Consider the following 25,273-nt stretch of genomic DNA (forward strand, 5'->3'; position numbering starts at 1 on the left):
TTTCGTGAGATGCCCCATGCCCGATGACGCGATCCCCGGCAGCGAACTGCCGATCCGCTTCGACCTGCTGACCGCCAATCCGGTCTACAAGCCGTTCCGCTACCCCTGGGCCTATGAGGCCTGGCTGCAGCAGCAGCGCATCCATTGGCTGCCGGAGGAAGTGCCGCTCGCGGATGACGTGAAGGACTGGCAGAAGAACCTGACGCCCGGGGAGCAGAACCTGCTGACGCAGATCTTCCGCTTCTTCACCCAGGCCGATGTCGAAGTGAACAACTGCTACATGAAGCAGTATTCACAGGTGTTCAAGCCGACCGAAGTGCTGATGATGATGTCGGCCTTCTCGAACACCGAGACGATCCACATCGCCGCCTATTCGCACCTGCTCGATACCATCGGCATGCCGGAGATCGAGTACACGGCCTTCCTCAAATACAAGGAGATGAAGGACAAGTACGACTACATGCAGAACTTCTCGGTCCAGAACAAGACCGAGATCGCCAAGACCCTGGCCGCCTTCGGCGCCTTCACCGAGGGTCTTCAGCTTTTCGCCTCCTTCGCCATCCTCATGAATTTCCCCCGCTTCAACAAGATGAAGGGGATGGGCCAGATCGTGACCTGGTCGGTGCGGGACGAAACGCTGCACTGCCTGTCCGTCATCCGCCTGTTCCGCACCTTCGTGCAGGAAAATCCGGAGATCTGGACCCCGGGGCTGAAGCAGGAACTGTATGACATCTGCTCCACCATCGTGGAGCATGAGGACGCCTTCATCGACCTCGCCTTCGAACTCGGCGGCGTGGAGGGCCTCGATGCGGCGCAGACCAAGCTCTACATCCGCTACATCGCGGATCGCCGCCTGCAGCAGCTCGGCCTCGAATGCCTCTACAACATCGAGAAGAACCCGCTGCCCTGGCTCGATGAAATGCTGAACGCCATCGAGCACACCAACTTCTTCGAGAATCGCGCCACCGAATATTCCCGCGCCAGCACCGGCGGCACCTGGGAGGAGGCCTTTGGCGACGCCACCTTCACCACGGCGCAGCCGGAAGGGGAGATCGCGCTGCCCCGCGGCTGAGCATCCCGCCGCGCCGCCCACCATGGACGGCGCGGCACGGGCCGCCTATCTCAGCGGCCATGCTGATCGCGATTCGGGTCCTCGCCCTCATCCTCATTCTTGTCCTCGGCGGCCTCTGGGGCGCCGCATGGATGGGACGTGACCCGGGGGAGGGGGTGGCGGAGGCCTTCCTGCGCCGCATCGGCAGCTTCGTCGGCGCCGACATGCCGGCGCCGGCCGCCGGCGGCGTGCAACTGCCGCAGGGCCTGGCGCTGGGTGGCCCCTTCAGCCTGGTGGACCAGACCGGCCGCGCGGTGACGGAGGCGGATTTCGCCGGCCGCAACCTGCTGGTCTATTTCGGCTTCACCTATTGCCCCGATGTCTGCCCCACCGAGCTCGGCACCATCGCCGCCGCGATCGACGAGATGGGCGAGTTGGGGGACCGGGTGACGCCCGTGCTCATCACCATCGACCCGGAGCGGGACACGCCGGAGGCCCTGGCCGACTACGTCTCCCGCTTCCATCCGCGCATGGTCGGCCTGACCGGCACCGCCGAGCAGGTGGCCGCGGCCGCCCGCGCCTATCGCGTCTTCTACGCCAAGGTGCAGCGGCCGGAGATGTCGGCCTATCTGATGGACCATTCCTCCTTCATCTATCTCGTGGGGCCGGATGGGCGGGTGCGCACCCTGTTCCGCCCGGAATCCACGCCCGAGGCCATCGCCCAATCCGTCCGCGCGCATCTGCGTGGTAGCTGAACCAGTTCCTTCCGCCTGCACGCGGAGGGTTCCTGCCGGCGGTAACACTGTCTATTGTCCCAATATGGCACCGGCTTCCGGTGCCGCATGATGGAGCTGCATACTGCATGTCCGACGAGGAACGGGATCCGTCCGGCCGCGATGCAGCGCGCGGCGCATCGTCCAACCCGCCCCGCCATACCCGGCGGCTTTCCGACAAGATCCTGATCGCCTTCCACCATGCCTGTGACCAGGGCGACTTCGAGGTGGCCGAGGAATTGCTGCGGATCCTGGAAATGATGCTGACCCGGCGCCCGGTGGCGCCCGATGTGAACCGCCGCAAGAACATGGAAAGCCTGGTCGCGGCGCATGAGCGCCTGTGGCTGCTGCGGCATCCGGAAGCGAATGAGGGCTGATAGCCTATAGCGGCAGGGCGGCTCCCTGCCGCAGCACCGGCTCGGCGGCCTCGCCGGCGCCATGCAGCACAAGCCCGGGCAGCACGCGCCCTGGGCCACGCCCACCGCGACGGCCGGCCAGCAGAACCCGCTTGGCTGCCACCCCGACCCGGGGCCATAGCGGCAGCAAAGCCGGGCTGCCGCATCCGGCTGCCGCCAGAGCCGCCAGACCATCCGCGAATCGCGCGGCGGGCAGCACCAAGGTCAGGCTGCCGCGATGCGCGAGGCCGGCGGCCAGGAGGCCGGTCCAATCCGACAGGGTCACCGCCTCCGCATGGGTGGCGCCGGCGCGCAGCGGGTCGGGCGGCGGCGTTCCCTCGGGCCAGTAGGGCGGATTGGCGAAGCCATGCGCCAGGCGGGGCAGTTCGCGGCGCAGGGCAGGGTCCGCCACATCGCCCTCCAGCACCGTCACCTGCGCGGCGAAGCCGTTCTGCGCGGCATTGTCGCGGGCCAGCGCGGCGAGGCACGGGTCGCGCTCCACCGCCACCACGCGCAGCCCCGGCACGCGGGCCAGCAGGCAGAGAAAGCCGGCACCACTGCCGCAGCCGGCCTCCAGCACCGTCTCCCCGGGCTTCGCCGGCACCGCGGCCGCCAGCAGCACCGCATCATGCCCGGCGCGCAGGCCGGCGCGCGGCTGGCGCAGCCGCACCCGGCCGCCGAGCAGCGAATCCTCCGTCAGTTCAGCGCAGCCCATCCGTCTCCCCGGCCTCCGCCAGCACCCGGCGCGCCTGGGCCGCCTGATCCTCCGGCACGGCGAGGCGGCGGGGAAAGATGCCGATGCCGCCCTCGATGGCACTGACATGGCCATCCAGCACCAGCGGCGCGCAGCCCGCATCGCGCAGCAGCGCCATCAGGAAGGACAGGCGGATGGGGTCCGTGGTCGTCAGCAGCACCTGCATCGCGTGACAACCCCGATCTTGGCTTCGTGCTTGCAGAATCGCGATGCCACCGCAGTTGAGCGGACGGGCTTTCCGCCGCCAGCTTGCCCCCTGGGGGGCCGGTGGCTAAGTTGCCCGCCACTGGATTGAGGTCAAGACCGCGTGGATCTGCCTGTCACGCCGAGCCGGGATGAAGCTCCGGAGGCCGTTCGCGGCGAGGATGCACTGGCCGCGCTATTGGCGCTGGTCGGGCAGGATCTGGAAGCCTGCAATCGATTGATTGTCGAGCGGATGCAAAGCCCGGTGGCGCTCATCCCGCAGCTCGCCGCGCATATCGTGGCGGCCGGCGGCAAGCGCCTGCGGCCGCTGCTGACCCTGGCCGCCGCGAAGCTTGCCGGCTATCGCGGCGGGCAACGGCATGTGGCGCTGGCCGCCTGCGTGGAGTTCATCCATACGGCGACGCTGCTGCATGACGATGTGGTGGATGAAAGCGCGCTGCGCCGTGGCCAGGCCAGCGCCAATGCGCTGTTCGGCAACAAGCCTTCCGTGCTGGTCGGCGATTTCCTGTTCGCCCGCGCCTTCCAGGTGATGGTGGAGGACGGGTCGCTGGAGGTCCTGCGGATTCTGGCGGGGGCCTCGGCGACCATCGCCGAGGGCGAGGTGCTTCAGCTCATCACCCAGAACGACACGGCGACCACCGAGGACCAGTATCTGGCGGTGATCGAGGGCAAGACCGCCGCGCTGTTTGCCGCCGCGACGGAGGTCGGCGCCATCGTCGCCGATTGCGGCGCGGCGCGGCAGGTGGCGCTGCGCGCCTATGGCCACAACCTCGGCGTGGCCTTCCAGCTCATCGACGATGCGCTGGACTACAGCGCGGCGCAGGAAGCGCTGGGCAAGACGGTGGGCGACGACTTCCGCGAGGGCAAGATCACCCTGCCGGTGCTGCTGGCCTTCCAGCGCGGCGACGACGCCGAGCGGGTCTTCTGGCGCCGCACGCTGGAGGAACGCGACCAGGCGGAGGAGGACCTGCCCAAGGCCATCGCCCTGATGCAGAAGCACGCGGCCTTCACCGATACGGTGCTGCGCGCCCGGCAGTACGGCCAGGTGGCGCTGGATGCGCTGGACGTCTTCCCGGATTCGGCGGAGCGACGCGCCTTGGCCGGCATCGTGGAGTTCTGCATCAGCCGGGCGCGCTGAAAGCCTTCGCGCCTTCGGCCATCATGCTCTATCGCTGCGCGCGGGCCAGGGCGATGACGCGCAACGCCTCCGGCCACAGCCGGTAGGGCGCCAGGGCATCCAGCGGCGCCCAGGCCACCTCCGTCACATCGCCGCCGGGCCGGGCGTCGCCACTGGCCCAGGCCCCGGCGAAATCGATGATGGTGTAGTGGAAGCGTGGGCCGCGCCCCGCCTCGCCCGGGGTGATGGCATCGACCACGGCGAGCAGGGTCAGGGGGCCGGCCTCCAGCCCCGTCTCCTCCAGCAATTCGCGGCGGGCGCAGGCCTCCGCCGTTTCGCCCAGGCGCTGGCCGCCGCCGGGCAGGGACCATTCGCCGACCCGCGGCGGCCGGCCCCGCCGGATCAGCAGAACCTCCTCCCCGCGCAGCAGCACCACGCCGATGCCGACCCAGGGGCGGGTCGGATATTCGCGGGGATTCGCCGTCACTGGGGCGCGGCGGGGGGCGGCGTGTCCGGTGTCTCGCTCGGCGTGGTCACGGCTGGTGCCTCCGGCGCGGTCCCGGCCGGGGCGCTGGCTTCCTGCTTCCGCAGATCCTCCAGCCGCGGCACGAAGGACTTCTCCTTCCACTGGCCGAGCTGATAGGCCCAGCCCTGCCAGCGGGCGTTCAGCCGCGCGGCTTCCTCATCACCTTCCGCCGACAGCATGCCCCACAGCGTCTCACCATCCTTATGCGCGGTGACGGTGATGCGCAGGTTGTCGGTCAGCTCGAAGCGACCCTCGCCGAGCCGTTCACCGGGGATTTCGGCGGCCTTGCGGACATCGAGGAAGGTCAGGAACTCGAAGCCGCGTGCCACCTCGTCCAGGCTGATCTCGTCCAGCTCCGGCGTGGTGGTCGGCTCCAGCACCGCCAGCGGCGCGTCGGTATCGGTGCCACGGCGCAGGATCAGCGGTGCCTCACCCTGGCGGTTCACCGTCACGCCGCGCACGCGGTCGCGCGGGATATTGGCCAGGTCGCGGTCGATCCAGAGATTCGGGTCGCCATCCAGCGGCAGCCGACCCTCGGCGAGCCAGGCCTGGCTTTCGCTGGGCCGGCGGACATAGACGGTCTCCGGCACATTGCCCTGGGTGCGCACGCGGCGGCGGCCGACCACCAGCTCCGCGATCGCCGCGCCCTGGGCGTCCAGGATGCGCAGCAGGGAGGAGGTCGCCCCCTCCCGCGTCGGATCGTCCAGGCCGAGGCGGTCCAGCATTTCCGGATTCGCGGTGCGGGGCTCGGTCAGGCGGAGCTCGGTGAGGCCCACCAGCAATTCGCGCACCCGTTCGGGCCGCACGGGGTAGTCGGCCTTGGCCGGCAGCACCCACACATCCGGCGCGGCGCGGCGGACCTGAAGGGTCCCGTCATGGCGCTTCACCTCGATGGCCGCCGCCTGGGCCAGCCGCTGCGCCAGGCCCGGGAAGGCGAGGTCGCTGGTGGAGGGGGAGGGTGGCGTCGCCTGGTCCGGCGTCAGCAATATGGCGCCGCCGACGGCCACCGCCGCTGCGCCGCCCAGCAGAAGAAGGCCGCGGCGGGTCATGCCCGTGCTCCCGCGCGCCTACGGCTCCGCATGATGCCGAGGCCGATGGCGAACAGTGTCAGCAGTGCCGGGACCAGGGCGATATTGGCCAGCCGCAGCCAGGTCTCCAGCCGCTCGATGTCCCGCCGCAGTTCAAGCTGCACCTGGCGAAGCTGGCCGCGGGTGCGGACGATCTCGGCCCGGGCCGCGTCGATCTCGGCGCGCTGCTCCGGCGTGATGACGGTGTTGGCCGCCGGCTGGCCGGGGGCCGCGCCGCCCTGGCGGAGTTCGCGCAGGCGGCGCTCGGTGGCCTCCAGCCGCTCCGTCAGCCCGCGCTCCGTCTGGCGGAACTGCGCCTCGGCGTCACGGCGGATATCGTCCACCAGGGCGAAGGGGCGCAGCGATTCACCGCGGGAGCGGAGCGAGACCAGCGCCTCGCCGCCCGCCATGGTGTCGGCGAGGTTGATGAGGAAGGCGCCGTTGTCGCTGATCGGGGTCGCGACCTGCTGGCCGAAGAAGTCCTGGGTGCGGACCCAGAAGCGGTCCTCCAGGATATCGGCGTCATTGCCGACGATCAGATTGGCCGGGCCTTCCGTGCGCGGGCGGTGCGCCGGGAAATCGGCCGGGCGCTCGGCACCTTCGGGCGGCGCCGGCGGCGCTTCGAAGGCGCTGTTCAGAGGCCCACGGATGCGGGCGACGATCGTTCGTGAAATGTCGTCCGGGCGAAAATCGGAGAGCAGCCGGGTCGGGCTGGGGTCGGTCCGCACCGCCGTCGCATCAACCAGCATGGAGCGGGTGCTGCTGGTGACCAGCGGGGTGAATTCCACGGTCGAACCCTCGCGCCGGCGCACCTCGCCGGCGGAGGCGACGGTGACCTGCTGGAGTTCGGCGGTGGCGACCTCAGTCCGGTTCAGGCCATCCGTCGGCACATTGTACCAGGCGAGATAGTCCACCGCCTGCACCCGGTCGCGCGGATCGGCCCGCACGCGCCAGGCGCCGCGCAGGTCCAGCACCACCTTGTCCGAAGGCGCCTCGACGCCCCAGGCGTTCAGCAGCCGCGCGAGTGTCGAGGAGGTCTCGGTCGCCGGCCGCTGGCCCGGGGAGGGGCGGGAGGCCTGGCTTTCGCTATGCGGGTCGGTCAGCGCGATCAGCCGCCCGCCGCGCATCACGAACTGGTCGATGGCGTAGAGCGTGGCCTCCGACAGGTTCTGCGCATGGGCGACCAGCAGCACCTGCACATCCGGCTCGATCGCCTGCGCGTCGATCGCCACGTCCCGCACCGTGTAGAAGTTGCGGATCTGGTTCATCACCACGAAGGGCTGCCCGACGCCCGGCTGGCGCATCATCATCGCCCGCGGATCGCCGTTCAGCGGCAGGGAAGAGATGACGCCGAGCACCGGGCGCGTCGGGTTGGAAAGCTCCCAGACCATGCGGGTCAGGTCGTATTCGAGGAACCGCTCGCGATCCGGCTGGAAGAAGGGGATGGTCCGCTCGTCATCGAGCAGGTTCACGCCGGCCAGGCCGAAATAGACCTGCTCGCCGGACTGGTCGACCGGCACGCCCTGGATGCCCAGCGCCATGGCGCGGTCCTCGGTCTCGGAGAAGGGCTCCGGATCGAAGAATTCCAGGCGGACCTTGCCGGCGGAGACGGCCGCATATTCCTCCAGCATCGCCCGCACCCGCTCGGCATAGGCGCCATAGAGCGGGATCGCGGCGCCGAGGCGGCGGGAATAGAAGACGCGGAAGGTGATGGGGTCCGCCAGCCCCTGGAGCACCTCGCGCGTGCCGTCGGAGAGCGTGTAGAGGCGGTTCTGCGTCAGGTCGATGCGGGCGCGGGACAGCAGCCGGTCGGCCAGCATGTTCACGCCGACCAGCAGCACGGCGGCCAAGGCCAGCGCCAGCAGGGCGGAAAGCCCTCGCTTGCCTTGAGGCTTGGCGGGGGGCTTTGCAGTTGAAAGGGTGGTGGTGCTCATGAGGCTCAATCCGCCTTCCGCTGGTCGATCGCGATGGTGTTCGCGAAGAGGAAGAAGGCCATGAAGGAGGCGAAGAACACGACGTCACGCGCCGAGATCACGCCCCGGGTGAAGCCACCCAGGCGTTCCGTGATGCTGATGGAGCGCGCGATATCGGCGAGCTGCGGCACGCGCTGCGAAAGGAACTCCGTCACCACCGGGCTGCCGGCGGCGGTCAGGAAGAAGCAGGCGGCGACGGCGAGCACGAAGGCGATGACCTGGTTTTTTGTCAATGCGGAGATGGCGGCGCCCACGGCCAGGAAGGCGCCGGCCACCATCAGGCAGCCGAGATAGCCGGTCAGGATCACGCCGTTATCGGGGTTGCCGAGCAGGTTCACCGTGATGACCAGTGGGAAGGTGAGGGCCAGCGCAATGGCGCAGAAGGCCCAGGCGGCAAGGAACTTTCCCACGACCGCCTCCCACTGCGCCAGCGGCAGGGTCAGCAGCAATTCGATGGTGCCGAGCCGGCGTTCCTCGGCCCAGAGCCGCATGGTCAGCGCAGGCACCAGGAACAGGAACAGCCAGGGCACGAAGGTGAAGAAGGGCTGCAGATCGGCCTGGCCGCGGGCGAAGAAGTTGCCCAGCGTGAAGGTCAGGGCGCCGGCCATCACCAGGAAGATGACGATGAAGACATAGGCGACGGGCGTGGCGAAATAGCCCGCCAGTTCGCGGCGAAAGACGGTGACCATGCCACCCATCACGCGGCCTCCACTTCAGGCAAGGTGAGCGCGCGGAAGACGGCGTCCATGGTCGGCCCCTTCGCGGCAAGCTCCGCCGGAGTCGCATCGGCCACGACGCGGCCGCGCGCGATGACAACGGCGCGGGTGCAGACGGCGGCCACCTCCTCCAGGATATGGGTGGAGATGACGATGGCCTTGTTCGGCGCCATGGCGCGGATCAGGTTGCGGACCTCGTGCTTCTGGTTGGGGTCCAGGCCATCGGTCGGCTCGTCCAGCACCAGCACGGCGGGGTCGTGCAGCAGCGCGGCGGCCAGCCCGACGCGCCGCTTGAACCCCTTTGACAGCGTCTCCACCGGCTGGAGGCGGACGCCTTCGAGCTGGGTCAGGGACATGGCATGGGCGACGCGATCACCCAGCGCGGAACCGTGGAAGCCCCTCGCGCGGCCGCAGAACTGCAAAAAGCCGGTGACGGTCATCTCGGGATAGGTGGGCGCGCCCTCGGGCAGGAAGCCCAGGTGGCGCTTCGCCGGAACCGGGCGGTCCACCACATCCTCCCCGCAGATGCGGGCGGTGCCGGAGGTGGGGGTCATGAAGCCGGCCAGCATGCGCATGGTGGTGGACTTGCCCGCGCCGTTCGGGCCGAGGAAGCCCAGCACCTCGCCCTTGGCGACGGAAAAGGTCACGTCATCCACGGCCGTGAAGGCCCCGAAGCGCTTGGTCAGGCGCTCGATCTCGATCAGCGCAGTCAATGCCGGCACCCCCCGGAATATACAGCGCGGCGATTAAGGAGGCAGGGGGCGGGATGCAAGCCCCCCATCCGGGGCCGCCGCGGCGTCGATGCGGCTGATTTCGCGTCTTGCGGTGCATCATAAAATGATAATAAGAATCATTCGCAATTATACGGAGACCTCCGGATGGCGCCCCTGTTGCAGGTGAAGGACCTGACCGTCCGCTTCGACACCGCCGATGGCACCGTGCAGGCCGTCAGCGGCGTGAGCTACGACCTCGCCCCTGGGGAGACCCTTGCCGTTGTGGGGGAAAGCGGCAGCGGCAAAAGCGTGCATGTGCTGGCCATGCTCGGCCTGATCCCGAAACCCCCCGGCCGCATCGCCGGCGGCCAGGCGCTGTTCGAGGGGCGGGACCTGCTGGCCATGTCGGAACGCGAATTGCGCAGCCTGCGCGGCGGCGCGATCGGCATGATCTTCCAGGACCCGATGAGCGCCCTGAACCCGGTGCTGAGCGTCGGCTACCAGATCACCGAAAGCCTGCGCACCCATATGAAGCTGTCGAAGAAGGCCGCCATGGCCCGGGCGGTGGAACTGCTGGACCTGGTCGGCATCAGCGAACCACAGCGGCGGGTGGTGCATTATCCCCACCAGTTCTCCGGCGGCATGCGCCAGCGCGCCATGATCGCCATCGGCATCGCCTGCGAGCCCCGCCTGCTGATCGCCGACGAGCCGACCACTGCGCTGGATGTCACGGTGCAGGCGCAAATCCTCGATCTGGTGCGCAGGCTGCGCAAGCAGCTCGGCATGGCGATGATCTGGATCACCCATGACATGGGCGTGGTCGCCGGCATCGCCGATACGGTGCAGGTCATGTATGGCGGCCGGGTGCAGGAACGCGGCCCGGCGCGGCAGGTGTTTCGCGACACCCGCAGCGCCTATACCTGGGGGCTGCTGCAATCCCTGCCGGATCACGACGCGCCGCCCTCCGCCGGCGTCGCCTCCGCCCGCCGGCTGGTGCAGATTCCCGGCTACCCGCCCGACATGATGAACCCGCCGCCCGGCGATCCCTTCGCGCCGCGTAATCCCTTCGCCACGGAACGCTGCCACAGCGAGGTGCCGCCCCTGGTCCAGGCCCCGGGCGCCTCCCCCGGCCATATGGTGGCCGCCTGGTACGACCTGAGAACCGCCCGCGCCGGAGCCGCCGCATGAACGCCGTCACGCCGGTTCTGGAGGTGGACGAGCTGGTCCGCCACTTCACCACCAAGGACTTCCTGGGGCGGGAGGTGCATCGCGTCCGCGCCGTCGATGGCGTCTCCTTCACCGTGGCGCCCGGGGAGACGCTGGGGCTGGTGGGCGAAAGCGGCTCGGGCAAGAGCACCACGGGCCGGCTGGTGCTGCGGCTGGACGACCCCACCGAGGGGCGGATCCGCTTCGAGGGCCAGGACATCACCCATCTCAATGCCGCGCAGCTTCTGGCGGTGCGCCGGAAGATGCAGGTGGTGTTCCAGGACCCCTTTTCCTCGCTCAATCCGCGCATGCGGGTGGGGGATGCGGTGGCGGAGCCGTTGAAAAGCCATCGCATCCTGAAGACCGCCGCCGAGCGCCATGAACGGGTGGCGCAACTGTTCCAGCGCGTCGGCCTCGACCCGCGCTTCGCCGAGCGCTTCCCGCACCAGTTCTCCGGCGGCCAGCGCCAGCGCATCGGCATCGCCCGCGCCCTGGCGGTGTCCCCAAGGCTGATCGTGGCGGATGAGCCGATCACGGCGCTGGATGTCTCGATCCAGGCGCAGATCGTGAACCTGTTCATGGACCTGCAGCAGGAGCTGGGGATGGCCTACCTGTTCATCGCCCATGACCTGGCGATGGTCCGCTTCCTGTGCCATCGGGTCGCGGTGATGCTGCGCGGGCGGATCGTGGAAATGGCGACCACCGAGCAGCTCTTCGCCCATCCGCGCCACCCCTATACCCAGGCGCTGATCTCCGCGATGCCGATCCCCGACCCGGACCGCGAACTGGCCCGCCAGCGCATCTTCTACGAGGCGGTGACCCCGCCGCGCGAGGCCCGGCTGGCGGAGGTGGAGAAGGGACACTGGGTGCTGGCGTAGGGCGCGATCTTACCCCGCATCCAGCGCCGCCAGCGTCGTGTCATGCCCGAACAGCGCCAGCAGCCCCAGCGCCGCCTGCCCACGCGGCGTGGCCAGGTCCGGGTCGCGATGCAGCAGCACGGCGGCGTCCTGGTGGGCGAGGTGGGTCAGCCGCGCCAGCTCCTCCGCCTCCTCCCGCGGGTCCAGCAGCCGGGCGCCGGGCAGGCCGGACTGGCGGGCGCCGAGGGCGTCGCCGCCGCCGCGGCTGAACAGGTCCTCCTCCGCGATCCGGAAGCCGTCCTCCGTATCCCGCAGCACCAGCAGGCGGCGCTTCTCGGCCTCGCCCAGCGCCGGGGAATGCACCAGCAGGCAGGAGGAGGGGCGTGATCCGCGGCCGACCCGGCCGCGAAGCTGGTGCAGCGCGGCCAGTCCAAAACGCTCGGCCTGTTCGATCAGCATGATGGTGGCGTCCGGCACGTCGACGCCCACCTCGATCACCGTGGTCGCCACCAGAAGCTGGGTGCGGCCGGCGGCGAAATCGCCCAGCGCCGCTTCCCGCACCGCCAGGTCCTGCACGCCATGCGCCATGCCGACCTTGCCGGGGAAGCGGGCCGACAATTCGGCGAAACGGTCCTCGGCGGCGACGGAATCGTCGCGCTCCCCGCCCTCGATGGCGCGCACCACCCAATAGGCGCGCTCGCCCCGGGCAATGGCCTCGCCGAGGCGGTCGATCACCTCCGGCAGGCGGTCCTGGCTGACGATGCGGGTGGCGATGGGCTGGCGGCCGGCGGGCTTGCCCTCCAGCCGCGAGACCGACATCTCGCCCCATTGGGTCAGCAGCAGGGTGCGCGGAATGGGGGTGGCGGTCATCACCAGCATGTCGGCGTCGCGGCCCTTCTGGGCCAGCATCAGCCGCTGGCCGATGCCGAAGCGGTGCTGTTCATCCACCACCGACAGGCCCAGGTCGTGGAACTGCACGGCGTCCTGGAACAGGGCATGGGTGCCGACGACGATCTGCACCATGCCATCCGCCAGCCCGCGCAGCACCCGCTTGCGGGCGGCGCCCTTCACGCTGCCGGTCAGCAATTCCACCTGCACCCCCGCCGGGATGCACAGCTTTTCGAGGGTCCGCAGATGCTGGCGGGCGAGCAGTTCGGTCGGCGCCATCAGCGCGGCCTGGGCGCCGGATTCCACCGCCTGAAGCATGGCGAGCACCGCCACCAGCGTCTTGCCCGACCCCACATCGCCCTGCACCAGCCGCAGCATCCGCCGCGGGCTGGCCATGTCGGCGGCGATCTCCGCGAGCGCCTGGGCCTGGCCGGGGGTGGGCGGGTGGCCGAAGGCGGCCAGCGCCTGGGCCGCCAACTCGCCCGTGCCCGGCAGCGCCCGCCCGGCGCGGTCGCGCTGCCGGCGGCGCACCAGGCCGATGGCGAGCTGCTGCGCCAGCAATTCGTCATAGGCGAGCCGCCGGCGCGGCAAGGCGGGCAGGAGCCCCGCCGGGCGTTGCAGGCTGTGGATGGCGGCGACGAAACCGGGCCAGCCCTCCTGCGCCACCAGGGGCCCGTCGGCCCATTCGGGAAGATCGGGGAGCAGGGCGAGGGCCTGGTCCATGGCGGCGGCGATGCGCCGGCCGGTCAGCCCGCGCACCATGGGCCAGACCGGCTCGACCAGCGGCAGGCCCGATTCCTGGGGCGCCACCTGGGGGTTCATCATGCCGAAGCCGCCCGAACCCTCCGTCTGCACCCGCCCGGCCAGGAAGCGGACCTCCCCGGGCGGCATCAGCTTCAAAATCCAGGGCAGCCGGCCATTCATGAAGCGCAGGGTGATCGGCCGGCCCGCAACCTCCGCCCGCACCTCCACATAGGGGCGCTGGCTGCGGCCGGACCGGGCGGCGCGATGGCCCAGCGCCACGGCCTCCAGCACGCAATCCTGGTCGAGTGGCGCCTCGGCCGGGGTGGCGGCGCGGGCGCGGATCACCACCCGCTCCGGCAAATGCAGCAGCAGGTCGAAGACGCGGGTGCCCCCCGCCGCCTCGGCCAAAAGGGCGGCCATGGTCTTGCCCACGCCCGGCAACCCGTCGATCGGGTCGAGCAGGGGCTTCACATAAGACGGCGCCTCGTCGGGCCGGGTTGCTGACAGGATTCCCATGGGCCTCTATATGACAGCGCGCATCGCGAGCGCCGACATGTCCCAGAACGCCGAGAGCCTCAAGCTGACCGAAAATGCCCCCGAGCTCGATCCACGCCGCCGCCGGCTGAATTTCCGCGCCTGGCACCGTGGCACCAAGGAGACCGACCTGATGGTCGGCGCCTTCGTCGCACGCCACATCGCCCATTTCACCGAGCAGGAACTGGATGAGCTGGAGCAGATCCTGGAATTGCCGGATGTGGACCTGGCCGACTGGCTGATGCAGCGCCGGCCGATCCCGGCCGAGGTCGCCGGCCCGCTGCTCGCCCGCATGCTGGTGGAGTGCAACGAATCGGGCGCCGGCCTGCCGCCGCATCTGCGTCCATGAACATCCTGACGGTCCATGGCGCGCCGGAAGGCTTCGATGCCCTTCTGCTGGCGCGGCGCCGCGCCGAATCCAGCGGATCGGTGCTGCATGTCTGCCGCGACGACGCCCGCATGGCCCGGATGGCGGAGGCGTTGGGCTTCTTCGCCCCGCATGTGGAGGTGCTGCGCTTCCCGGCCTGGGACTGCCTGCCCTATGACCGCGTCTCGCCCAATCCCGAGATCGTGTCCGAACGCGTCGCCACCCTGACCCGGCTTGCGGAGCCCGGCCCCACGCCGCGCATCCTGCTGACCACCGTCAACGCCCTGGTCCAAAAAGTGCCGCCGCGCGCCTCCTTCCAGGGCGCGACGCTCGCGCTGAAGCGCGGCGGGCGGGTGAAGCCGGAGAAACTGACGGCCTTCCTCGAAGCCAATGGCTACCACCGCACCGGCTCCGTCATGGAGCACGGCGAATATGCCGTGCGCGGCGGCATCGTGGACCTGTTCCCGTCCGGCCATAGCGAGCCCGTCCGCCTCGACTTCTTCGGCGATGAGATCGAGGATCTGCGGGCCTTCGACACCGCCACCCAGCGCAGCGGCGACAAGGTGGATGCGCTGGTGCTGCGGCCGGTGGGGGAGGTGTTCCTCGACGCCGATTCGATCAGCCGCTTCCGCTCCGGCTACCGCGACCTGTTCGGCGCGGCGGCGGGGGAGGACCCGCTCTATGTCAGCATCTCCGCCGGCCGCCGCCATCCGGGCATGGAGCACTGGGCCGGGCTGTTCCACGACCGGATGGAGACGCTGATCGACCATCTGGGGGAGGGGGTCTCCGTCTCCCTCGACCATCAGGCGGAAGACGTGCTGACCGCGCGGCTGGAAATGGTGGCGGACCATTACGAGGCACGGCGCATGCCGACCCGGGATGGCGAGGTGCCCTACCGCCCCGCCCCGCCGGACCGCCTCTATATCGACCATGATGGCTGGATCGAGATGCTGGAGGAGGCCCGGGTCTTTCGGTTCTCTCCCTTCGACCAGCCGGAACATGCGGCGGGGTTGGATGCCGGCGGCAGGCTCGGTCGGATGTTCAACGATGTGCGCGCCGAGGGGCGCAACGTCTTCCAGGCCTATGGCGAACACGCTGCCGCCCTGGCGAAGCGCAACATGCGCCCGGTGCTGGCGGCCTGGACCCGCGGGTCGCGGGAGCGGCTCGGCAACCTGCTGCGCGAGAACAACGTCCCTGCCGAGCCGGTGGACCATTTTCTCGACGTCCAGAAGCTGAAGCTGGGCACCGTCGGACTGGCCATCGTCGGCATCGAGCGGGGCTTCGTCGCGCCCTCCGACAAGCATGCCGACGGCCTGGCGTTGGTCTGCGAGCAGGACCTGCTGGGTGAACGCATCGCCCGCCCGCCGCGCCGCCGCAAGCGCGCCGACCAGTTCATCGCCGATGCGACGGAAATCGCCCAGGGCGACCTGGTGGTGCATCAGGACCATGGCATCGGCCGCTATGACGGGCTGGAGACGATCCGCATCGGCGAGGCGCCGCATGAATGCCTGCGGCTGATCTATGACGGCGGCGACAAGCTGTTCCTGCCGGTTGAGAACATCGAAGTTCTTTCGCGATTTGGCTCCGAAGCCGCCGGCGTCGCGCTCGACAAGCTGGGCGGTTCCACCTGGCAGGCGCGCAAGGCCAAGGCGAAAAACCGCATCCAGGACATGGCGGCGGCGCTGATCCGCATCGCCGCGGAACGCCAGACCCGCGATGCGCCGGCCGCCATCCCGCCCGAAGGCGCCTGGGACGAGTTCTGCGCCCGCTTCCCCTTCGCCGAGACAGAAGACCAGCAACGCGCCATCGCCGATGTGCTGGAGGATCTCGCCGCCGGCCGACCGATGGATCGCCTGATCTGCGGCGATGTCGGCTTCGGCAAGACCGAGGTGGCGCTGCGCGCCGCCTTCGCGGTGGCGATGTCCGGCACCCAGGTGGCGGTGGTGGTGCCGACCACGCTGCTCGCCCGCCAGCATTTCCGCATCTTCTCGACGCGCTTCGAGGGGCTGCCGATCAAGGTCGCCCAGCTCTCCCGCATGGTGAATGCCAAGGACGCGCAGGCGGTGCGCGACGGGGTCAAGGACGGCACGATCAACATCGTCGTCGGCACCCATGCACTGCTGGCGAAGTCGATCGAGTTCGCCGATCTCGGCCTCGTCATCGTCGATGAGGAGCAGCATTTCGGCGTCGCGCATAAGGAACGGCTGAAGCAGTTCAAGGCCGACGTCCATGTGCTGACGCTGACCGCGACGCCCATCCCGCGCACCCTGCAACTGGCGTTGACCGGCGTGCGGGAGATGAGCGTGATCGCGACTCCGCCCGTCGACCGCCTCGCCGTGCGCACCTTCATCACGCCCTGGGACAGCGTCGTGATCCGCGAGGCGATCCTGCGCGAGCGTTTCCGGGGGGGGCAGGTGTTCTGCGTGTGCCCCCGCCTGGAGGACCTGCCGCGGCTGCGCGAACGCCTGGCGGAAATCGTGCCGGAGGCCCGCATCGCCGAGGCGCATGGAAGGCTGGCGCCGACCGAGCTCGAACGGGTGATGACGGAGTTCGGCGACCAGAAATACGACATCCTGCTCTCCACCAATATCGTGGAGAGCGGGTTGGACATGCCGGCGGTGAACACGCTGCTGATCCACCGCGCCGACATGTTCGGCCTCGCGGGCCTCTACCAGCTTCGCGGCCGGGTCGGGCGCGGCAAGCTGCGCGGCTATGCCTACCTCACCTGGCCGCAGACGCACCGGCTTTCGGCGGCGGCGGAGAAGCGGCTGGAGGTGATGCAGACGCTGGACAATCTCGGCGCCGGCTTCACCCTGGCCAGCCACGACCTCGACATCCGCGGCGCCGGCAACCTGCTGGGCGATGAACAGTCCGGCCATATCCGGGAAGTGGGCATCGAGCTGTACCAGCAGATGCTGGAGGATGCGGTCCAGAACCTGAAATCCGGCGCGCGCGAGGATGAGGCGCGGGACGATCGTGACTGGACGCCGCAGATCAATCTCGGCCTGCCGGTGATGCTGCCCGAGACCTATGTGCGCGACCTGCCGGTGCGCCTGGGCCTGTACCGCCGCATCGGCAGCCTTCAGACCGAGGCCGAGATCGACGCCATGGGCGCCGAGCTCGCCGACCGCTTCGGCAAGCTGCCGGCGGAGGCCGAGACGCTGCTTCAGGTGGTCTGGCTCAAGGCGCTGTGCCGTCAGGTGGGGGTGGAGAAGCTGGATGTCGGGCCGAAGGGCATCGTGCTGTCCTTCCGCGGCAACCGCTTCCCGAACCCGCCGGGACTGATCGAATGGGTGACGGGCCAGCAGGGCTTTGCCCGCCTGCGGCCGGACCAGAAGCTCGCCTGGGCGCAGGAGATGCCCTATGAGGCGCGGATGCGCGCGGCGCGGGAATTGCTGACCACGCTGGCGGAGGTGGCGCAGGGGCGCGTGCCGAAATCCACCACCCCGCCGCCGAAGCCGCCCGCACCGGCACCCACCGCGAAGCAGGGTCCCAGCTTCAAGAAGACGGTGTTCCGTACCCAGAGCCTGCCGCCGGCGCCGAAGGGCGCGACGACCAAGCCGATACCCTTTCCGGGCCGCTGGAAGCGCTGAGGGGGTCCGCGCCGGGCCGCCTCAGCGGCTCGGCGCGCCGATGGTCTGGTTGGTCTGGCCGCCCACGCCCGGCGCCAGTCGTCCGATATTGCCGAACAACTGCTGGAGGATGGTGCGGTCATTGCCCGGGGAGGGGGTGATGCGGCTGACCACCTGCACATTCCGCCCGTCTTCCAGCCCGACGCGCTGGATGTCCCGCACCACGCCCTCGGGCGTGAAATGGATGGCGACGACGCGCTGATCCTCCACCGCCAGCGTCCGGCCGGGACGCTGCCGGGTGACGCTGCTCATGTAGTACCAGACGCCATTGTCGAAGGTGCCGGTGGCGGAGGGGGAGCCGAGCGCGGCTTCCACATCGGCGCGGCTGCTGACGCCCGGCGTGATCTGCGCCAGCGTCTCCTCCTCCACCGCATGGCCGCGCATCTGCCGGGGGCTTTCGAACAGGCCGGCACCGGGGACGGAGGGCATCCAGGAACACCCGGCGGTCGCCAGCAGGGCGGACAGCGCCAGGGCGGCGCCCGGAAGGCGTCGGGTTTGACGGGCCACCAAGGGCCGCAACATGTTGACCGCGTGCATGGGGCGCTCCATGTGCCGGCAATGCCACCCTGGCGGGGCGCGGTCAACGGCCGCGCAGCCCGGCGGCTTCATGAGGACGGGAGTGGATATGGGCCTGCTCGGGTTTTTCACGCGCAAGCCGCATGAGCGGGCGGGGTTCGAACTGTATTCCGCCGCCGTCGGCGCCGCCCGCCGCCCGGGCTTCTTCGCGGGACTCGGCGTGCCGGACACGCTGGACGGGCGCTTCGACCTGGTTTCCCTGCATGTGGCCCTGCTGATCCGCCGGCTGCGGCGCGACGCGGCGGCCGAGGGCCCGAAGCTGGCCCAGGCGGTGTTCGACGCCATGTTCGCCGATATGGATGTGAACCTGCGGGAGATGGGGGTGGGCGACCTGGTGGTGGGCAAGCGCGTGAAGCGGATGTGGGAGGCCTTCCACGGCCGCGCCGCAGCCTATGAGGCGGCGATCGATGCTGGCGACCTGGCGGCGCTGGAAGCGGCGCTGACCCGCAATATCTGGCGGGGGGAGGTGGTGCCGGAAGGCGCCGCGGCCCGTCTCGCCAGCTATGCCCAGGCCCTGGCCGAGCGGCTGGCGCCCCAGGCCATGGCCGATTTTACCCGCGGCCGGGCCCGCTTCGATGTCGAGGTGCCGGCATGATCCCGGAATTCCCGCGCCCCTACCGCCTGGGCCTGACCGCGCCCCGCAGCGTCACGCTGCGCGCCAATGCCGCCGAATGCGCCGCCCTGGCCACCCGCTTCGCGATCCCGGGTGTCGAAAGGCTGGAGGCCACGGTGACGCTGATGCCCGAATCCGGCGGGGTCATCCGCCTGAAAGGGCGGCTGGAGGCCGATGTGATCCAGGAATGCGTGGTGACGCTGGAGCCGGTGGCGCAGCATGTCGATTCGCCGCTCGACCTGCGTATCCTGCCTCCGGGCACGCCGGCGACGGATGACGATCCGGACAGCCCGGATGAGATCGAGACCCATGGCGACTCGGTCGATCTCGGGGAAGTCGTCGCCGAACAGCTCGCCTTGGCCCTGGATCCTTGGCCGCGCGCCCCGGATGCGGCGATTCCGCCCGAGCTTGCAGCGGAATCCGAGGACGGGCCGCTTGAGCCGGAGGCCGGGATCGACGATACCCCCGCGGGACGTCCAAACCCCTTCGCCGCTCTGTCCCGCCTGAAACGGAACTGAGGGCAGAGCGGGGCGGGCGGCTTGCGCCAACGGGCTGCGCGATGCTAAGGCCCCCCGCTCCGCTGATATTTCAGCCTGTTGATGAGAAAGGCTCGGCACCATGGCCGTTCCGAAGAAAAAGGTTTCGCCCTCCCGCGCCGGCATGCGCCGGAGCCATCAGGCTCTGACCGCCGCCGCGCATCTGGAATGCTCGAACTGCGGCGAGCTGAAGCGCCCGCACCACATCTGCTCCCATTGCGGCCATTACGACGGTCGTGAAGTGATGGCGGCGGACAAGGCCAAGGGCGTCGTTCGCGTCTGACCCGCACATTGGGAAGCAGGCTCTGAAGGTGGCGGGAAAGGTCCTTGCGGGGCGGGAGGCAGCTGCCTTCGCCCTGGCGATCGACGCGATGGGTGGCGACCACGCCCCCGAATCCGTGCTGGATGGGCTGGAGCTGGCCGCGGAACGTCATCCGCAGGCACGCTTTCTGCTGACCGGCGATGAGGCGCGGCTGGGTGCCCTGCTGGCCGGGCGGCCGCGTGCCGCCAAGGCCTGCCTGCTGCGCCATGCGCCGGAATCCATTCCGGGCGACATGAAGCCGACCGCGGCGCTTCGCGTGCGCGGGTCCTCCATGCGCGTCGCCATCGATGCCGTCGCGCAGGGCGAGGCCTCCGGCGTCGTCTCCGCCGGCAACACGGGCGCCTTGATGGCACTCGCGAAAATCGTGGTGAAGACGCTGCCGGAGATCGACCGGCCGGCGCTGGCGGCCATCGGCCCCTCTGCCCGCGGCGACGTGGTCATGCTGGACCTCGGCGCAAATCTGCAATGCGATTCGCGCAACCTGATCGAATTCGCCGTCATGGGCGATGCCTTCGCCCGCGCCGTGCTCGGCCTGACCAACCCGACCCTCGGCCTGCTCAATGTCGGCTCCGAGGAGTTGAAGGGCGATGAGCGGGTGCGGCTGGCGGCGGAGACGCTGCGGCTGAGCCATCTCGCCCCGAACTTTCGGGGATTCGTCGAAGGCCATGACATCGCCGCCGGCACGGTGGATGTGATCGTCACCGATGGCTTCACCGGGAATGTGGCGCTGAAGACCGGGGAGGGGGCGCTGAAATTGATGCGCGACCTGCTGCGCCAGGTCTTCACCAGCTCCATCCCTGCCCGCATGGGCTATGTGCTGGCCCGGCCCGCGCTGGACCGGCTGCGTGAATGGATGGACCCGCGGCGCTACAATGGCGCGGTGCTGATCGGGCTGAATGGCGTGGTGGTGAAAAGCCATGGCGGCACGGATGCCGTCGGCTTCGCCCATGCCGTGGACGTGGCGATGGACATGGTCACGCACCGCTTCAACGACCGGATTCGGGAAGGCCTGGCGCTGCTGCCCAGCCCCACCCCGCGGCTTGCCGCCACCTCCCGCTAGAAAGCTCCGACATGTCTGTGGCCACAGGGACTCCGGCGTCGATTCGTGGCGTGATCGCCGGCACCGGTGGCTACCTGCCGGCCCGATCCGTCAGCAATGACGCGCTGGCCGCGGAAAAGAACCTCGAGACCAGCGATTCCTGGATCGTGGAGCGCACCGGCATCCGCCAGCGGCATTTCGCCGCACCGGGCGAGACCGCCTCCGCCATGGGCATCGCCGCCTGCCGCGACGCGCTGGCCCAGGCCGGCGCCACGGTGGACGATGTCGATGGGGTGATCGTCGCGACAGCGACGCCCGACAGCGCCTTCCCCTCCACCGCCGCCCGCATCCAGGGCGGACTCGGCGTGACGCGGGGCTTCGCCTTCGACCTGGCGGCGGCCTGCACCGGCTTCATCTACGCCCTGTCGGTGGCCGATGCGATGATCCGGGCCGGCCAGGCCCGGGGCGTGCTGGTGGTGGGCGCCGAGATCTATTCGCGCATCCTCGACTGGTCCGACCGTGGCACCTGCGTGCTGTTCGGCGACGGTGCCGGCGCGGTGCTTTTGCGCGCGGCCCAGGCTGGGGAAGGAGATCGCGGCCTGCTGTCGACCCATCTGCACGCCGATGGCCGGCATGGCGACATCCTCCAGGTCGATGGCGGCGCCGGTTCCACCGGCGGCACCGGGGTGGTCCGCATGGCGGGGCGGGAGGTGTTCAAGCACGCCGTCACCAAGCTGGCCTCGGCGGTGGATGAGGCGCTGGCGGCCAATGGCCTCGGCTATGACGATGTGGCCTGGCTGGTGCCGCACCAGGCGAATATCCGCATCATCGAGGCGATGGGCCGCAAGCTGCACCTGCCGCTGGACCGGGTGGTGGTGACCGTCGACCGCCATGCCAATACCTCCGCCGCCTCCATCCCCTTGGCGCTGGCCGAGGCGACCCGCGATGGCCGCATCAAGCAGGGCGACCTGGTGCTGATGGAGGCGATCGGCGGTGGCCTCACCTGGGGCGCGGCGCTGGCGCGTTTCTGAGCGATAACAAGTCGTTCTTCGCCTAGGCTGAGACGTTGTCGCAGGATGTTCCGCCAGCCGTCGCAAACCCATGGTTGACGACCCCGTGTAATCCCGGCTTTGTTGTGTCTTGAAGGGGTTGCGGGGACCTGCTGGGGCATGACGACGATCACGCGGGCCAATCTGGCGGAGGCGATCTACGCGCAGGTGGGACTCTCGCGCAACGAGAGTGCCGATCTGCTGGAGACAGTGCTGGAACGCATGTCCGTGGCGCTGGAGGCGGGGGAGGCGGTGAAGATCTCCGCCTTCGGGTCCTTCGTCGTGCGCCAGAAGGGCCGCCGCGTCGGCCGCAATCCGAAGACCGGTGTCGAGGTGCCGATCCAGCCCCGCAAGGTGCTGGCCTTCCGCCCCTCCCACGTCCTCAAGGCCCGGCTGAATCCGGGCCAGGTCATCGGCGGCAGCGCCGATGACGACGCATGAGCGACGACACGCTGGAGGGTGACGCCACCCGCGCCCGGCCGCGCAAGGCGCCCACCGCCTTCCGCACCATCAGCGAGGTGGCGGACGACCTCCAGATACCGCAGCATGTGCTGCGGTTCTGGGAAACCAAGTTCCCCCAGCTCAAGCCGCTGAAGCGCGGGGGCGGCCGGCGCTACTACCGCCCCGAGGATATCGGGCTTCTGAAGCGCATCTCCGACCTGCTCTATACCCAGGGCTATACCATCAAGGGCGTGCAGCGCCTGCTGCGCGAGGGGGGGCTGGAGGAGGCCGGCGCCGCGCCGGAACTGCCGCTGGGTGACCTGGACGAGGCCGATGCGCCCGAGCCGGTGCGGGAGGCGCTGGATACGCTGGAGCGCCTGGCGCATGAGTTGCGGGCGCTGGTCGCGCGGGTCTGAGCCGCACCGAAACCCGCGGCCTGGGGGTTGGCGGCAACCGTCCCGCGATGCTATTGCCGCCGCAGTCGGAGCGTAGCGCAGTCTGGTAGCGCATCAGTCTGGGGGACTGGGGGTCGTGGGTTCGAATCCCGCCGCTCCGACCATCTTTTCTTCAAAACCCTGATCCGTCCGTCAGCCCCGCCGCGTGCGGGGTTTTTCGTGTCTGGGCCTTCGCCGGCCCGATGCTGCCATCCCGATTGTGTCCCAGATGGTTGACAGGCCGACGCAGGGCGTGAGGATGCCCTCTGCGCCCCATGAGGAGGATCCGGCCATGCTGAGCCGACGCCAGACACTGACCGCCCTTGCCACCGCCGGGCTCGGCCTGCCCGGCGCCGCGATGTCCCAAACGGGCTATCCCTCGCGCCCCGTGCGCATTGTCATCCCCTTCTCGGCGGGTGGGCCCACCGACATCGTCGCGCGCATCATCGCCGAACGCCTGACCGCACGCCTGGGCCAGAGCTTCGTGGTCGAGGCCCGGCCCGGTGCCGGTGGCGCCATCGCGGCGGAGGCCGTGGCGCGGGCCGCGCCGGATGGCCACACGCTGCTGATCGGCACGGCCACCACCCATGCGGTGAACCCGGCGCTGCAGACCCGCCTGCCCTTCGATCCGGTGGCGGATTTCGCGCCGATCGCCCAGTTCGCGCGGGTGCCGATCATCGTCGTCGTGCATCCGGACCTGCCGGCGCGGGACCTGCCGGCCTTCATCGCGCTGCTGCGCGAACGCCAGGGCCAGCTCAACTACGGCTCCTCCGGTACCGGCTCGATGGGGCATCTGGCCGGCGTGCTGCTGATGCAGCGGCTCGGCGCCCAGGCGACGCATGTGCCCTATCGCGGCTCGGCACCCATGACCGCCGACCTGCTGGCCGGGCGGGTGCAGTTCGCCACCGACGCCCTGGCCTCCGTCGCGCCCCATGTCCGGGATGGGCGGCTGCGCGCCATCGCCATCGCCACGCCGGATCGCGCGGCGGCGCTGCCCGATGTGCCGACCTTCGCGGAGGCCGGCCTGCCGGGCTACGAGGCCTATACCTGGAACGTGTTGTTCGCCCCGGCCGGCACGCCGGCGCCGGTCATCGGCGCGCTCAATGCCGCGCTGAATGCCATCGTCGCGGAGCCCGATGTGGTGCATCGTCTGGCGGAGATGGGCCAGCCGGCGGTCACCGGGACCACGCCGCAGGGCACGGCCGATTTCGTGCGGGGTGAGTTGGCGAAATGGGCACCGGTGGTCCGCGCCTCCGGCGTCACGCCGAGCTGAGGGGAACTGCGCATGGACGACCTTCGCGACATCTATCCGGCGCCGGCGACACTCGCCGTCGAGAAGCAACTCGACCATCTGGATGCCCATGCGCGGACCTTCATCGCCCGCGCGCCCTTCCTGGTGATGGCGACCGCGGACGGGCAGGGGAATTGCGATTCCTCCCCGCGCGGCGACGCGCCCGGCTTCGTCGTGGTGCTGGATGACCGGCGCCTGCTGCTGCCGGACCGGCCCGGCAACAATCGCGTGGACAGCCTGAACAACCTGCGGAGCAATCCAAAGATCGGGCTGCTGTTCTTCGTGCCCGGGGTGCTGGAGACGCTGCGGGTGAACGGCCGCGCCGCCTTCACCACCGACCCCGTCACGCTCCAGGCGATGACGGCGAATGACCGCCTGCCGAAAAGCGCGCTGGAGGTGACGGTGGAGGAGGTGTTCTTCCATTGCGGCAAGGCGCTGAAGCGCAGCGCGCTGTGGGACCCGGCGCGGCACGCCCGCCCGGGCGAGATCCCGAGCCTCGGCCGCATTCTCGCCAGCCAGACCCGCAAGATCGGGGTCGAGGAGGCGGAGACCCGCATCGCCCATGCCTATGAGGCCCATCTGTATTGAGAGGGCTGGAGCGTTTCCGGGGTCTGGGGAAACATCCTAGGCTTCCCGCAATCCCGGAGGACGCCCCCTATGCCGCGCCGCATCGTCGATCTTTCCCTGCCGCTGCAGAACGAGGTGGCGGCCGACCCGCCGGGCTATGGCCCCAGCATCGACTATCGCGGCCATGCGGAATCGGCGGCGGAACTGGTGTCCTTCTTCCCCGGCATCACCCCGGACCAACTGCCGGGCGGGGAGGGTTGGGCGATGGAATGGGTGCGGCTCTCCACCCATAACGGCACCCATCTCGACGCCCCCTGGCATTATGCCAGCACCATGGATGGCGGCGCCCCGGCGTTGACCATCGACCAGGTGCCGCTCGACTGGTGCATCGGCCCGGGCGTGCGGCTGGATTTTTCCGAGTTCGCCGATGGGCATGTGGTGACGGCGGCGGAGATGGAGGCCGCGCTGGCTGCCATCGGCCACAGGCTTCAGCCTGGCGATATCGTGCTGGCGCATACCTCCGCCGGCGCCTGCTACGGGCGGCCGGACTATGTCTCCCGCGGCTGCGGCTTCGGGCGGGAGGCGACGCTATGGCTGACGGCGCGCGGCGTGCGGGTGGTCGGCACTGATGGCTGGTCCTGGGACGCGCCCTTCGTTCATACCCAGGCCAGGGTTGCCGCCACCGGCGATGCCAGCCTGATCTGGGAAGGCCACAAGGCGGGGCGGGAGGCCGGCTACTGCCAGATCGAGAAACTGACCAATCTCGACCGGCTGCCGGCGAGCGGCTTCACCGTGAGCTGCCTGCCGGTGAAAATCCACCGGGCCTCTGGCGGCTGGTGCCGGGCAGTGGCGATTTTTGAGGGTTAGAGCGGTCGATGGTGGCCCCGG

27 protein-coding genes and 1 tRNA gene are annotated in these 25,273 nt (G+C 69.8%); 19 read left to right on the forward strand and 9 right to left on the reverse strand.

Going from position 1 to position 25,273, the window contains the following annotated elements; all coding sequences use genetic code 11:
* Positions 1-16 precede the first annotated feature (16 nt).
* The 3 genes from JJQ90_RS18000 to JJQ90_RS18010 all read left to right on the forward strand — a co-directional run bounded on the left by JJQ90_RS18000 (position 17) and on the right by JJQ90_RS18010 (position 2,201).
* Positions 17-1,072, forward strand: coding sequence for a ribonucleotide-diphosphate reductase subunit beta (locus tag JJQ90_RS18000; protein ID WP_216877628.1), 1,056 nt, complete (start codon positions 17-19; stop codon positions 1,070-1,072).
* A 59-nt stretch (positions 1,073-1,131) separates the two neighbouring features.
* On the forward strand, positions 1,132-1,806 hold the full coding sequence (locus JJQ90_RS18005; protein ID WP_216877629.1) for an SCO family protein: 675 nt from the start codon (positions 1,132-1,134) through the stop codon (positions 1,804-1,806).
* 107 nt (positions 1,807-1,913) lie between these two features.
* Positions 1,914-2,201 carry a hypothetical protein gene (locus tag JJQ90_RS18010; protein ID WP_216877630.1) on the forward strand — a complete coding sequence of 96 codons (288 nt, stop codon included), beginning with the start codon at positions 1,914-1,916 and terminating at the stop codon, positions 2,199-2,201.
* 4 nt (positions 2,202-2,205) lie between these two features.
* Here the strand turns inward: JJQ90_RS18010 and JJQ90_RS18015 are convergent, their stop codons facing one another.
* Together JJQ90_RS18015 and JJQ90_RS18020 are read right to left on the reverse strand one after the other, a co-directional pair.
* Positions 2,206-2,934, reverse strand: a complete 729-nt coding sequence (locus JJQ90_RS18015) for a tRNA1(Val) (adenine(37)-N6)-methyltransferase (protein WP_216877631.1) — start codon at positions 2,932-2,934, stop codon at positions 2,206-2,208.
* Positions 2,921-3,139: a putative signal transducing protein gene (locus tag JJQ90_RS18020; protein ID WP_216877632.1), complete on the reverse strand. Its 219-nt coding sequence runs from the start codon at positions 3,137-3,139 to the stop codon at positions 2,921-2,923. Before JJQ90_RS18020 ends, JJQ90_RS18015 begins: the two co-directional genes overlap by 14 nt.
* Positions 3,140-3,280: 141 nt before the next feature.
* Between JJQ90_RS18020 and JJQ90_RS18025 the strand changes: the two genes are divergently transcribed.
* Complete coding sequence (locus tag JJQ90_RS18025) at positions 3,281-4,315, forward strand: polyprenyl synthetase family protein (protein ID WP_377099344.1); 1,035 nt, start codon at positions 3,281-3,283, stop codon at positions 4,313-4,315.
* Between the two features lie 28 nt (positions 4,316-4,343).
* Here the strand turns inward: JJQ90_RS18025 and JJQ90_RS18030 are convergent, their stop codons facing one another.
* Genes JJQ90_RS18030 through JJQ90_RS18050 form a run of 5 tightly spaced genes read right to left on the reverse strand, consistent with a single transcriptional unit; the run spans position 4,344 to position 9,298 of the window.
* A complete protein-coding gene (locus tag JJQ90_RS18030; protein ID WP_216877633.1) occupies positions 4,344-4,781 on the reverse strand; it encodes an NUDIX hydrolase in 438 nt (145 codons plus the stop codon).
* Entirely contained in the window at positions 4,778-5,869 is a 1,092-nt protein-coding gene (locus tag JJQ90_RS18035; RefSeq protein WP_216877634.1) for a DUF4340 domain-containing protein, read from the reverse strand. The genes JJQ90_RS18030 and JJQ90_RS18035 overlap by 4 nt, the downstream gene beginning before the upstream one ends.
* On the reverse strand, positions 5,866-7,821 hold the full coding sequence (locus tag JJQ90_RS18040; protein ID WP_216877635.1) for a GldG family protein: 1,956 nt from the start codon (positions 7,819-7,821) through the stop codon (positions 5,866-5,868). Before JJQ90_RS18040 ends, JJQ90_RS18035 begins: the two co-directional genes overlap by 4 nt.
* Before the next feature lie 5 nt (positions 7,822-7,826).
* Complete coding sequence (locus JJQ90_RS18045; protein WP_216877636.1) at positions 7,827-8,558, reverse strand: ABC transporter permease subunit; 732 nt, start codon at positions 8,556-8,558, stop codon at positions 7,827-7,829.
* On the reverse strand, positions 8,558-9,298 hold the full coding sequence (locus JJQ90_RS18050; RefSeq protein ID WP_329959470.1) for an ABC transporter ATP-binding protein: 741 nt from the start codon (positions 9,296-9,298) through the stop codon (positions 8,558-8,560). The genes JJQ90_RS18045 and JJQ90_RS18050 overlap by 1 nt, the downstream gene beginning before the upstream one ends.
* Before the next feature lie 156 nt (positions 9,299-9,454).
* Between JJQ90_RS18050 and JJQ90_RS18055 the strand changes: the two genes are divergently transcribed.
* Complete coding sequence (locus JJQ90_RS18055) at positions 9,455-10,477, forward strand: ABC transporter ATP-binding protein (RefSeq protein ID WP_216877637.1); 1,023 nt, start codon at positions 9,455-9,457, stop codon at positions 10,475-10,477.
* Positions 10,474-11,373, forward strand: coding sequence for an ABC transporter ATP-binding protein (locus JJQ90_RS18060; RefSeq protein ID WP_216877638.1), 900 nt, complete (start codon positions 10,474-10,476; stop codon positions 11,371-11,373). Before JJQ90_RS18055 ends, JJQ90_RS18060 begins: the two co-directional genes overlap by 4 nt.
* A gap of 9 nt (positions 11,374-11,382) precedes the next feature.
* Here the strand turns inward: JJQ90_RS18060 and recG are convergent, their stop codons facing one another.
* The gene (recG, locus tag JJQ90_RS18065; protein ID WP_329959471.1) at positions 11,383-13,455 is read right to left on the reverse strand and encodes an ATP-dependent DNA helicase RecG; all 2,073 of its coding nucleotides are present in this window, start codon (positions 13,453-13,455) and stop codon (positions 11,383-11,385) included.
* Positions 13,456-13,537: 82 nt separating this feature from the next.
* On the opposite strand from recG, the gene JJQ90_RS18070 reads away from it, so the two are divergent.
* Complete coding sequence (locus JJQ90_RS18070; protein WP_216877640.1) at positions 13,538-13,867, forward strand: FAD assembly factor SdhE; 330 nt, start codon at positions 13,538-13,540, stop codon at positions 13,865-13,867.
* Positions 13,864-17,478, forward strand: coding sequence for a transcription-repair coupling factor (gene mfd / locus JJQ90_RS18075; RefSeq protein WP_216877641.1), 3,615 nt, complete (start codon positions 13,864-13,866; stop codon positions 17,476-17,478). The genes JJQ90_RS18070 and mfd overlap by 4 nt, the downstream gene beginning before the upstream one ends.
* A 21-nt stretch (positions 17,479-17,499) precedes the next feature.
* On the opposite strand, the gene JJQ90_RS18080 is transcribed toward mfd, so the two are convergent.
* Positions 17,500-18,024 carry an outer membrane protein assembly factor BamE gene (locus JJQ90_RS18080; RefSeq protein WP_329959472.1) on the reverse strand — a complete coding sequence of 175 codons (525 nt, stop codon included), beginning with the start codon at positions 18,022-18,024 and terminating at the stop codon, positions 17,500-17,502.
* 118 nt (positions 18,025-18,142) lie between these two features.
* On the opposite strand from JJQ90_RS18080, the gene JJQ90_RS18085 reads away from it, so the two are divergent.
* From JJQ90_RS18085 to JJQ90_RS18135, 11 genes are all read left to right on the forward strand, one after another.
* The gene (locus JJQ90_RS18085) at positions 18,143-18,688 is read left to right on the forward strand and encodes a ubiquinol-cytochrome C chaperone family protein (protein ID WP_216877642.1); all 546 of its coding nucleotides are present in this window, start codon (positions 18,143-18,145) and stop codon (positions 18,686-18,688) included.
* Positions 18,685-19,224, forward strand: coding sequence for a YceD family protein (locus tag JJQ90_RS18090; RefSeq protein WP_216877643.1), 540 nt, complete (start codon positions 18,685-18,687; stop codon positions 19,222-19,224). The genes JJQ90_RS18085 and JJQ90_RS18090 overlap by 4 nt, the downstream gene beginning before the upstream one ends.
* 100 nt (positions 19,225-19,324) lie before the next feature.
* The gene (gene rpmF / locus JJQ90_RS18095; RefSeq protein ID WP_216877644.1) at positions 19,325-19,525 is read left to right on the forward strand and encodes a 50S ribosomal protein L32; all 201 of its coding nucleotides are present in this window, start codon (positions 19,325-19,327) and stop codon (positions 19,523-19,525) included.
* Between the two features lie 28 nt (positions 19,526-19,553).
* On the forward strand, positions 19,554-20,624 hold the full coding sequence (gene plsX, locus JJQ90_RS18100) for a phosphate acyltransferase PlsX (protein ID WP_216877645.1): 1,071 nt from the start codon (positions 19,554-19,556) through the stop codon (positions 20,622-20,624).
* 11 nt (positions 20,625-20,635) lie between these two features.
* Entirely contained in the window at positions 20,636-21,634 is a 999-nt protein-coding gene (locus JJQ90_RS18105) for a beta-ketoacyl-ACP synthase III (protein ID WP_230410779.1), read from the forward strand.
* A gap of 138 nt (positions 21,635-21,772) precedes the next feature.
* Entirely contained in the window at positions 21,773-22,093 is a 321-nt protein-coding gene (locus tag JJQ90_RS18110; RefSeq protein ID WP_216877646.1) for an integration host factor subunit alpha, read from the forward strand.
* Positions 22,090-22,509: a MerR family transcriptional regulator gene (locus tag JJQ90_RS18115; protein ID WP_216877647.1), complete on the forward strand. Its 420-nt coding sequence runs from the start codon at positions 22,090-22,092 to the stop codon at positions 22,507-22,509. Before JJQ90_RS18110 ends, JJQ90_RS18115 begins: the two co-directional genes overlap by 4 nt.
* A gap of 66 nt (positions 22,510-22,575) precedes the next feature.
* A tRNA-Pro gene (locus JJQ90_RS18120) sits at positions 22,576-22,652 on the forward strand.
* 167 nt (positions 22,653-22,819) lie between these two features.
* Positions 22,820-23,800, forward strand: a complete 981-nt coding sequence (locus tag JJQ90_RS18125; protein ID WP_230410780.1) for a Bug family tripartite tricarboxylate transporter substrate binding protein — start codon at positions 22,820-22,822, stop codon at positions 23,798-23,800.
* Positions 23,801-23,812: 12 nt separating this feature from the next.
* Positions 23,813-24,406 carry a pyridoxamine 5'-phosphate oxidase family protein gene (locus JJQ90_RS18130; RefSeq protein ID WP_216877648.1) on the forward strand — a complete coding sequence of 198 codons (594 nt, stop codon included), beginning with the start codon at positions 23,813-23,815 and terminating at the stop codon, positions 24,404-24,406.
* Positions 24,407-24,475: 69 nt separating this feature from the next.
* Entirely contained in the window at positions 24,476-25,252 is a 777-nt protein-coding gene (locus JJQ90_RS18135; RefSeq protein ID WP_216877649.1) for a cyclase family protein, read from the forward strand.
* Positions 25,253-25,273 lie beyond the last annotated feature (21 nt).

This window comes from Falsiroseomonas oleicola (assembly GCF_019029495.1).
Classification (GTDB): domain Bacteria; phylum Pseudomonadota; class Alphaproteobacteria; order Acetobacterales; family Acetobacteraceae; genus Falsiroseomonas; species Falsiroseomonas oleicola.

Bases quoted from the DNA above. Each gene is read 5' to 3' on its own strand.
- JJQ90_RS18000 (WP_216877628.1), top strand. From the start codon at position 17: ATGCCCGATGACGCGATCCCCGGCAGCGAACTGCCGATCCGCTTCGAC.
- JJQ90_RS18005 (WP_216877629.1), top strand. From the start codon at position 1,132: ATGCTGATCGCGATTCGGGTCCTCGCCCTCATCCTCATTCTTGTCCTC.
- JJQ90_RS18010 (WP_216877630.1), top strand. From the start codon at position 1,914: ATGTCCGACGAGGAACGGGATCCGTCCGGCCGCGATGCAGCGCGCGGC.
- JJQ90_RS18015 (WP_216877631.1), bottom strand. From the start codon at position 2,934: ATGGGCTGCGCTGAACTGACGGAGGATTCGCTGCTCGGCGGCCGGGTG.
- JJQ90_RS18020 (WP_216877632.1), bottom strand. From the start codon at position 3,139: ATGCAGGTGCTGCTGACGACCACGGACCCCATCCGCCTGTCCTTCCTG.
- JJQ90_RS18035 (WP_216877634.1), bottom strand. From the start codon at position 5,869: ATGACCCGCCGCGGCCTTCTTCTGCTGGGCGGCGCAGCGGCGGTGGCC.
- JJQ90_RS18040 (WP_216877635.1), bottom strand. From the start codon at position 7,821: ATGAGCACCACCACCCTTTCAACTGCAAAGCCCCCCGCCAAGCCTCAA.
- JJQ90_RS18045 (WP_216877636.1), bottom strand. From the start codon at position 8,558: ATGGGTGGCATGGTCACCGTCTTTCGCCGCGAACTGGCGGGCTATTTC.
- JJQ90_RS18055 (WP_216877637.1), top strand. From the start codon at position 9,455: ATGGCGCCCCTGTTGCAGGTGAAGGACCTGACCGTCCGCTTCGACACC.
- JJQ90_RS18060 (WP_216877638.1), top strand. From the start codon at position 10,474: ATGAACGCCGTCACGCCGGTTCTGGAGGTGGACGAGCTGGTCCGCCAC.
- JJQ90_RS18070 (WP_216877640.1), top strand. From the start codon at position 13,538: ATGTCCCAGAACGCCGAGAGCCTCAAGCTGACCGAAAATGCCCCCGAG.
- mfd (WP_216877641.1), top strand. From the start codon at position 13,864: ATGAACATCCTGACGGTCCATGGCGCGCCGGAAGGCTTCGATGCCCTT.
- JJQ90_RS18085 (WP_216877642.1), top strand. From the start codon at position 18,143: ATGGGCCTGCTCGGGTTTTTCACGCGCAAGCCGCATGAGCGGGCGGGG.
- JJQ90_RS18090 (WP_216877643.1), top strand. From the start codon at position 18,685: ATGATCCCGGAATTCCCGCGCCCCTACCGCCTGGGCCTGACCGCGCCC.
- rpmF (WP_216877644.1), top strand. From the start codon at position 19,325: ATGGCCGTTCCGAAGAAAAAGGTTTCGCCCTCCCGCGCCGGCATGCGC.
- JJQ90_RS18105 (WP_230410779.1), top strand. From the start codon at position 20,636: ATGTCTGTGGCCACAGGGACTCCGGCGTCGATTCGTGGCGTGATCGCC.
- JJQ90_RS18110 (WP_216877646.1), top strand. From the start codon at position 21,773: ATGACGACGATCACGCGGGCCAATCTGGCGGAGGCGATCTACGCGCAG.
- JJQ90_RS18115 (WP_216877647.1), top strand. From the start codon at position 22,090: ATGAGCGACGACACGCTGGAGGGTGACGCCACCCGCGCCCGGCCGCGC.
- JJQ90_RS18125 (WP_230410780.1), top strand. From the start codon at position 22,820: ATGCTGAGCCGACGCCAGACACTGACCGCCCTTGCCACCGCCGGGCTC.
- JJQ90_RS18130 (WP_216877648.1), top strand. From the start codon at position 23,813: ATGGACGACCTTCGCGACATCTATCCGGCGCCGGCGACACTCGCCGTC.
- JJQ90_RS18135 (WP_216877649.1), top strand. From the start codon at position 24,476: ATGCCGCGCCGCATCGTCGATCTTTCCCTGCCGCTGCAGAACGAGGTG.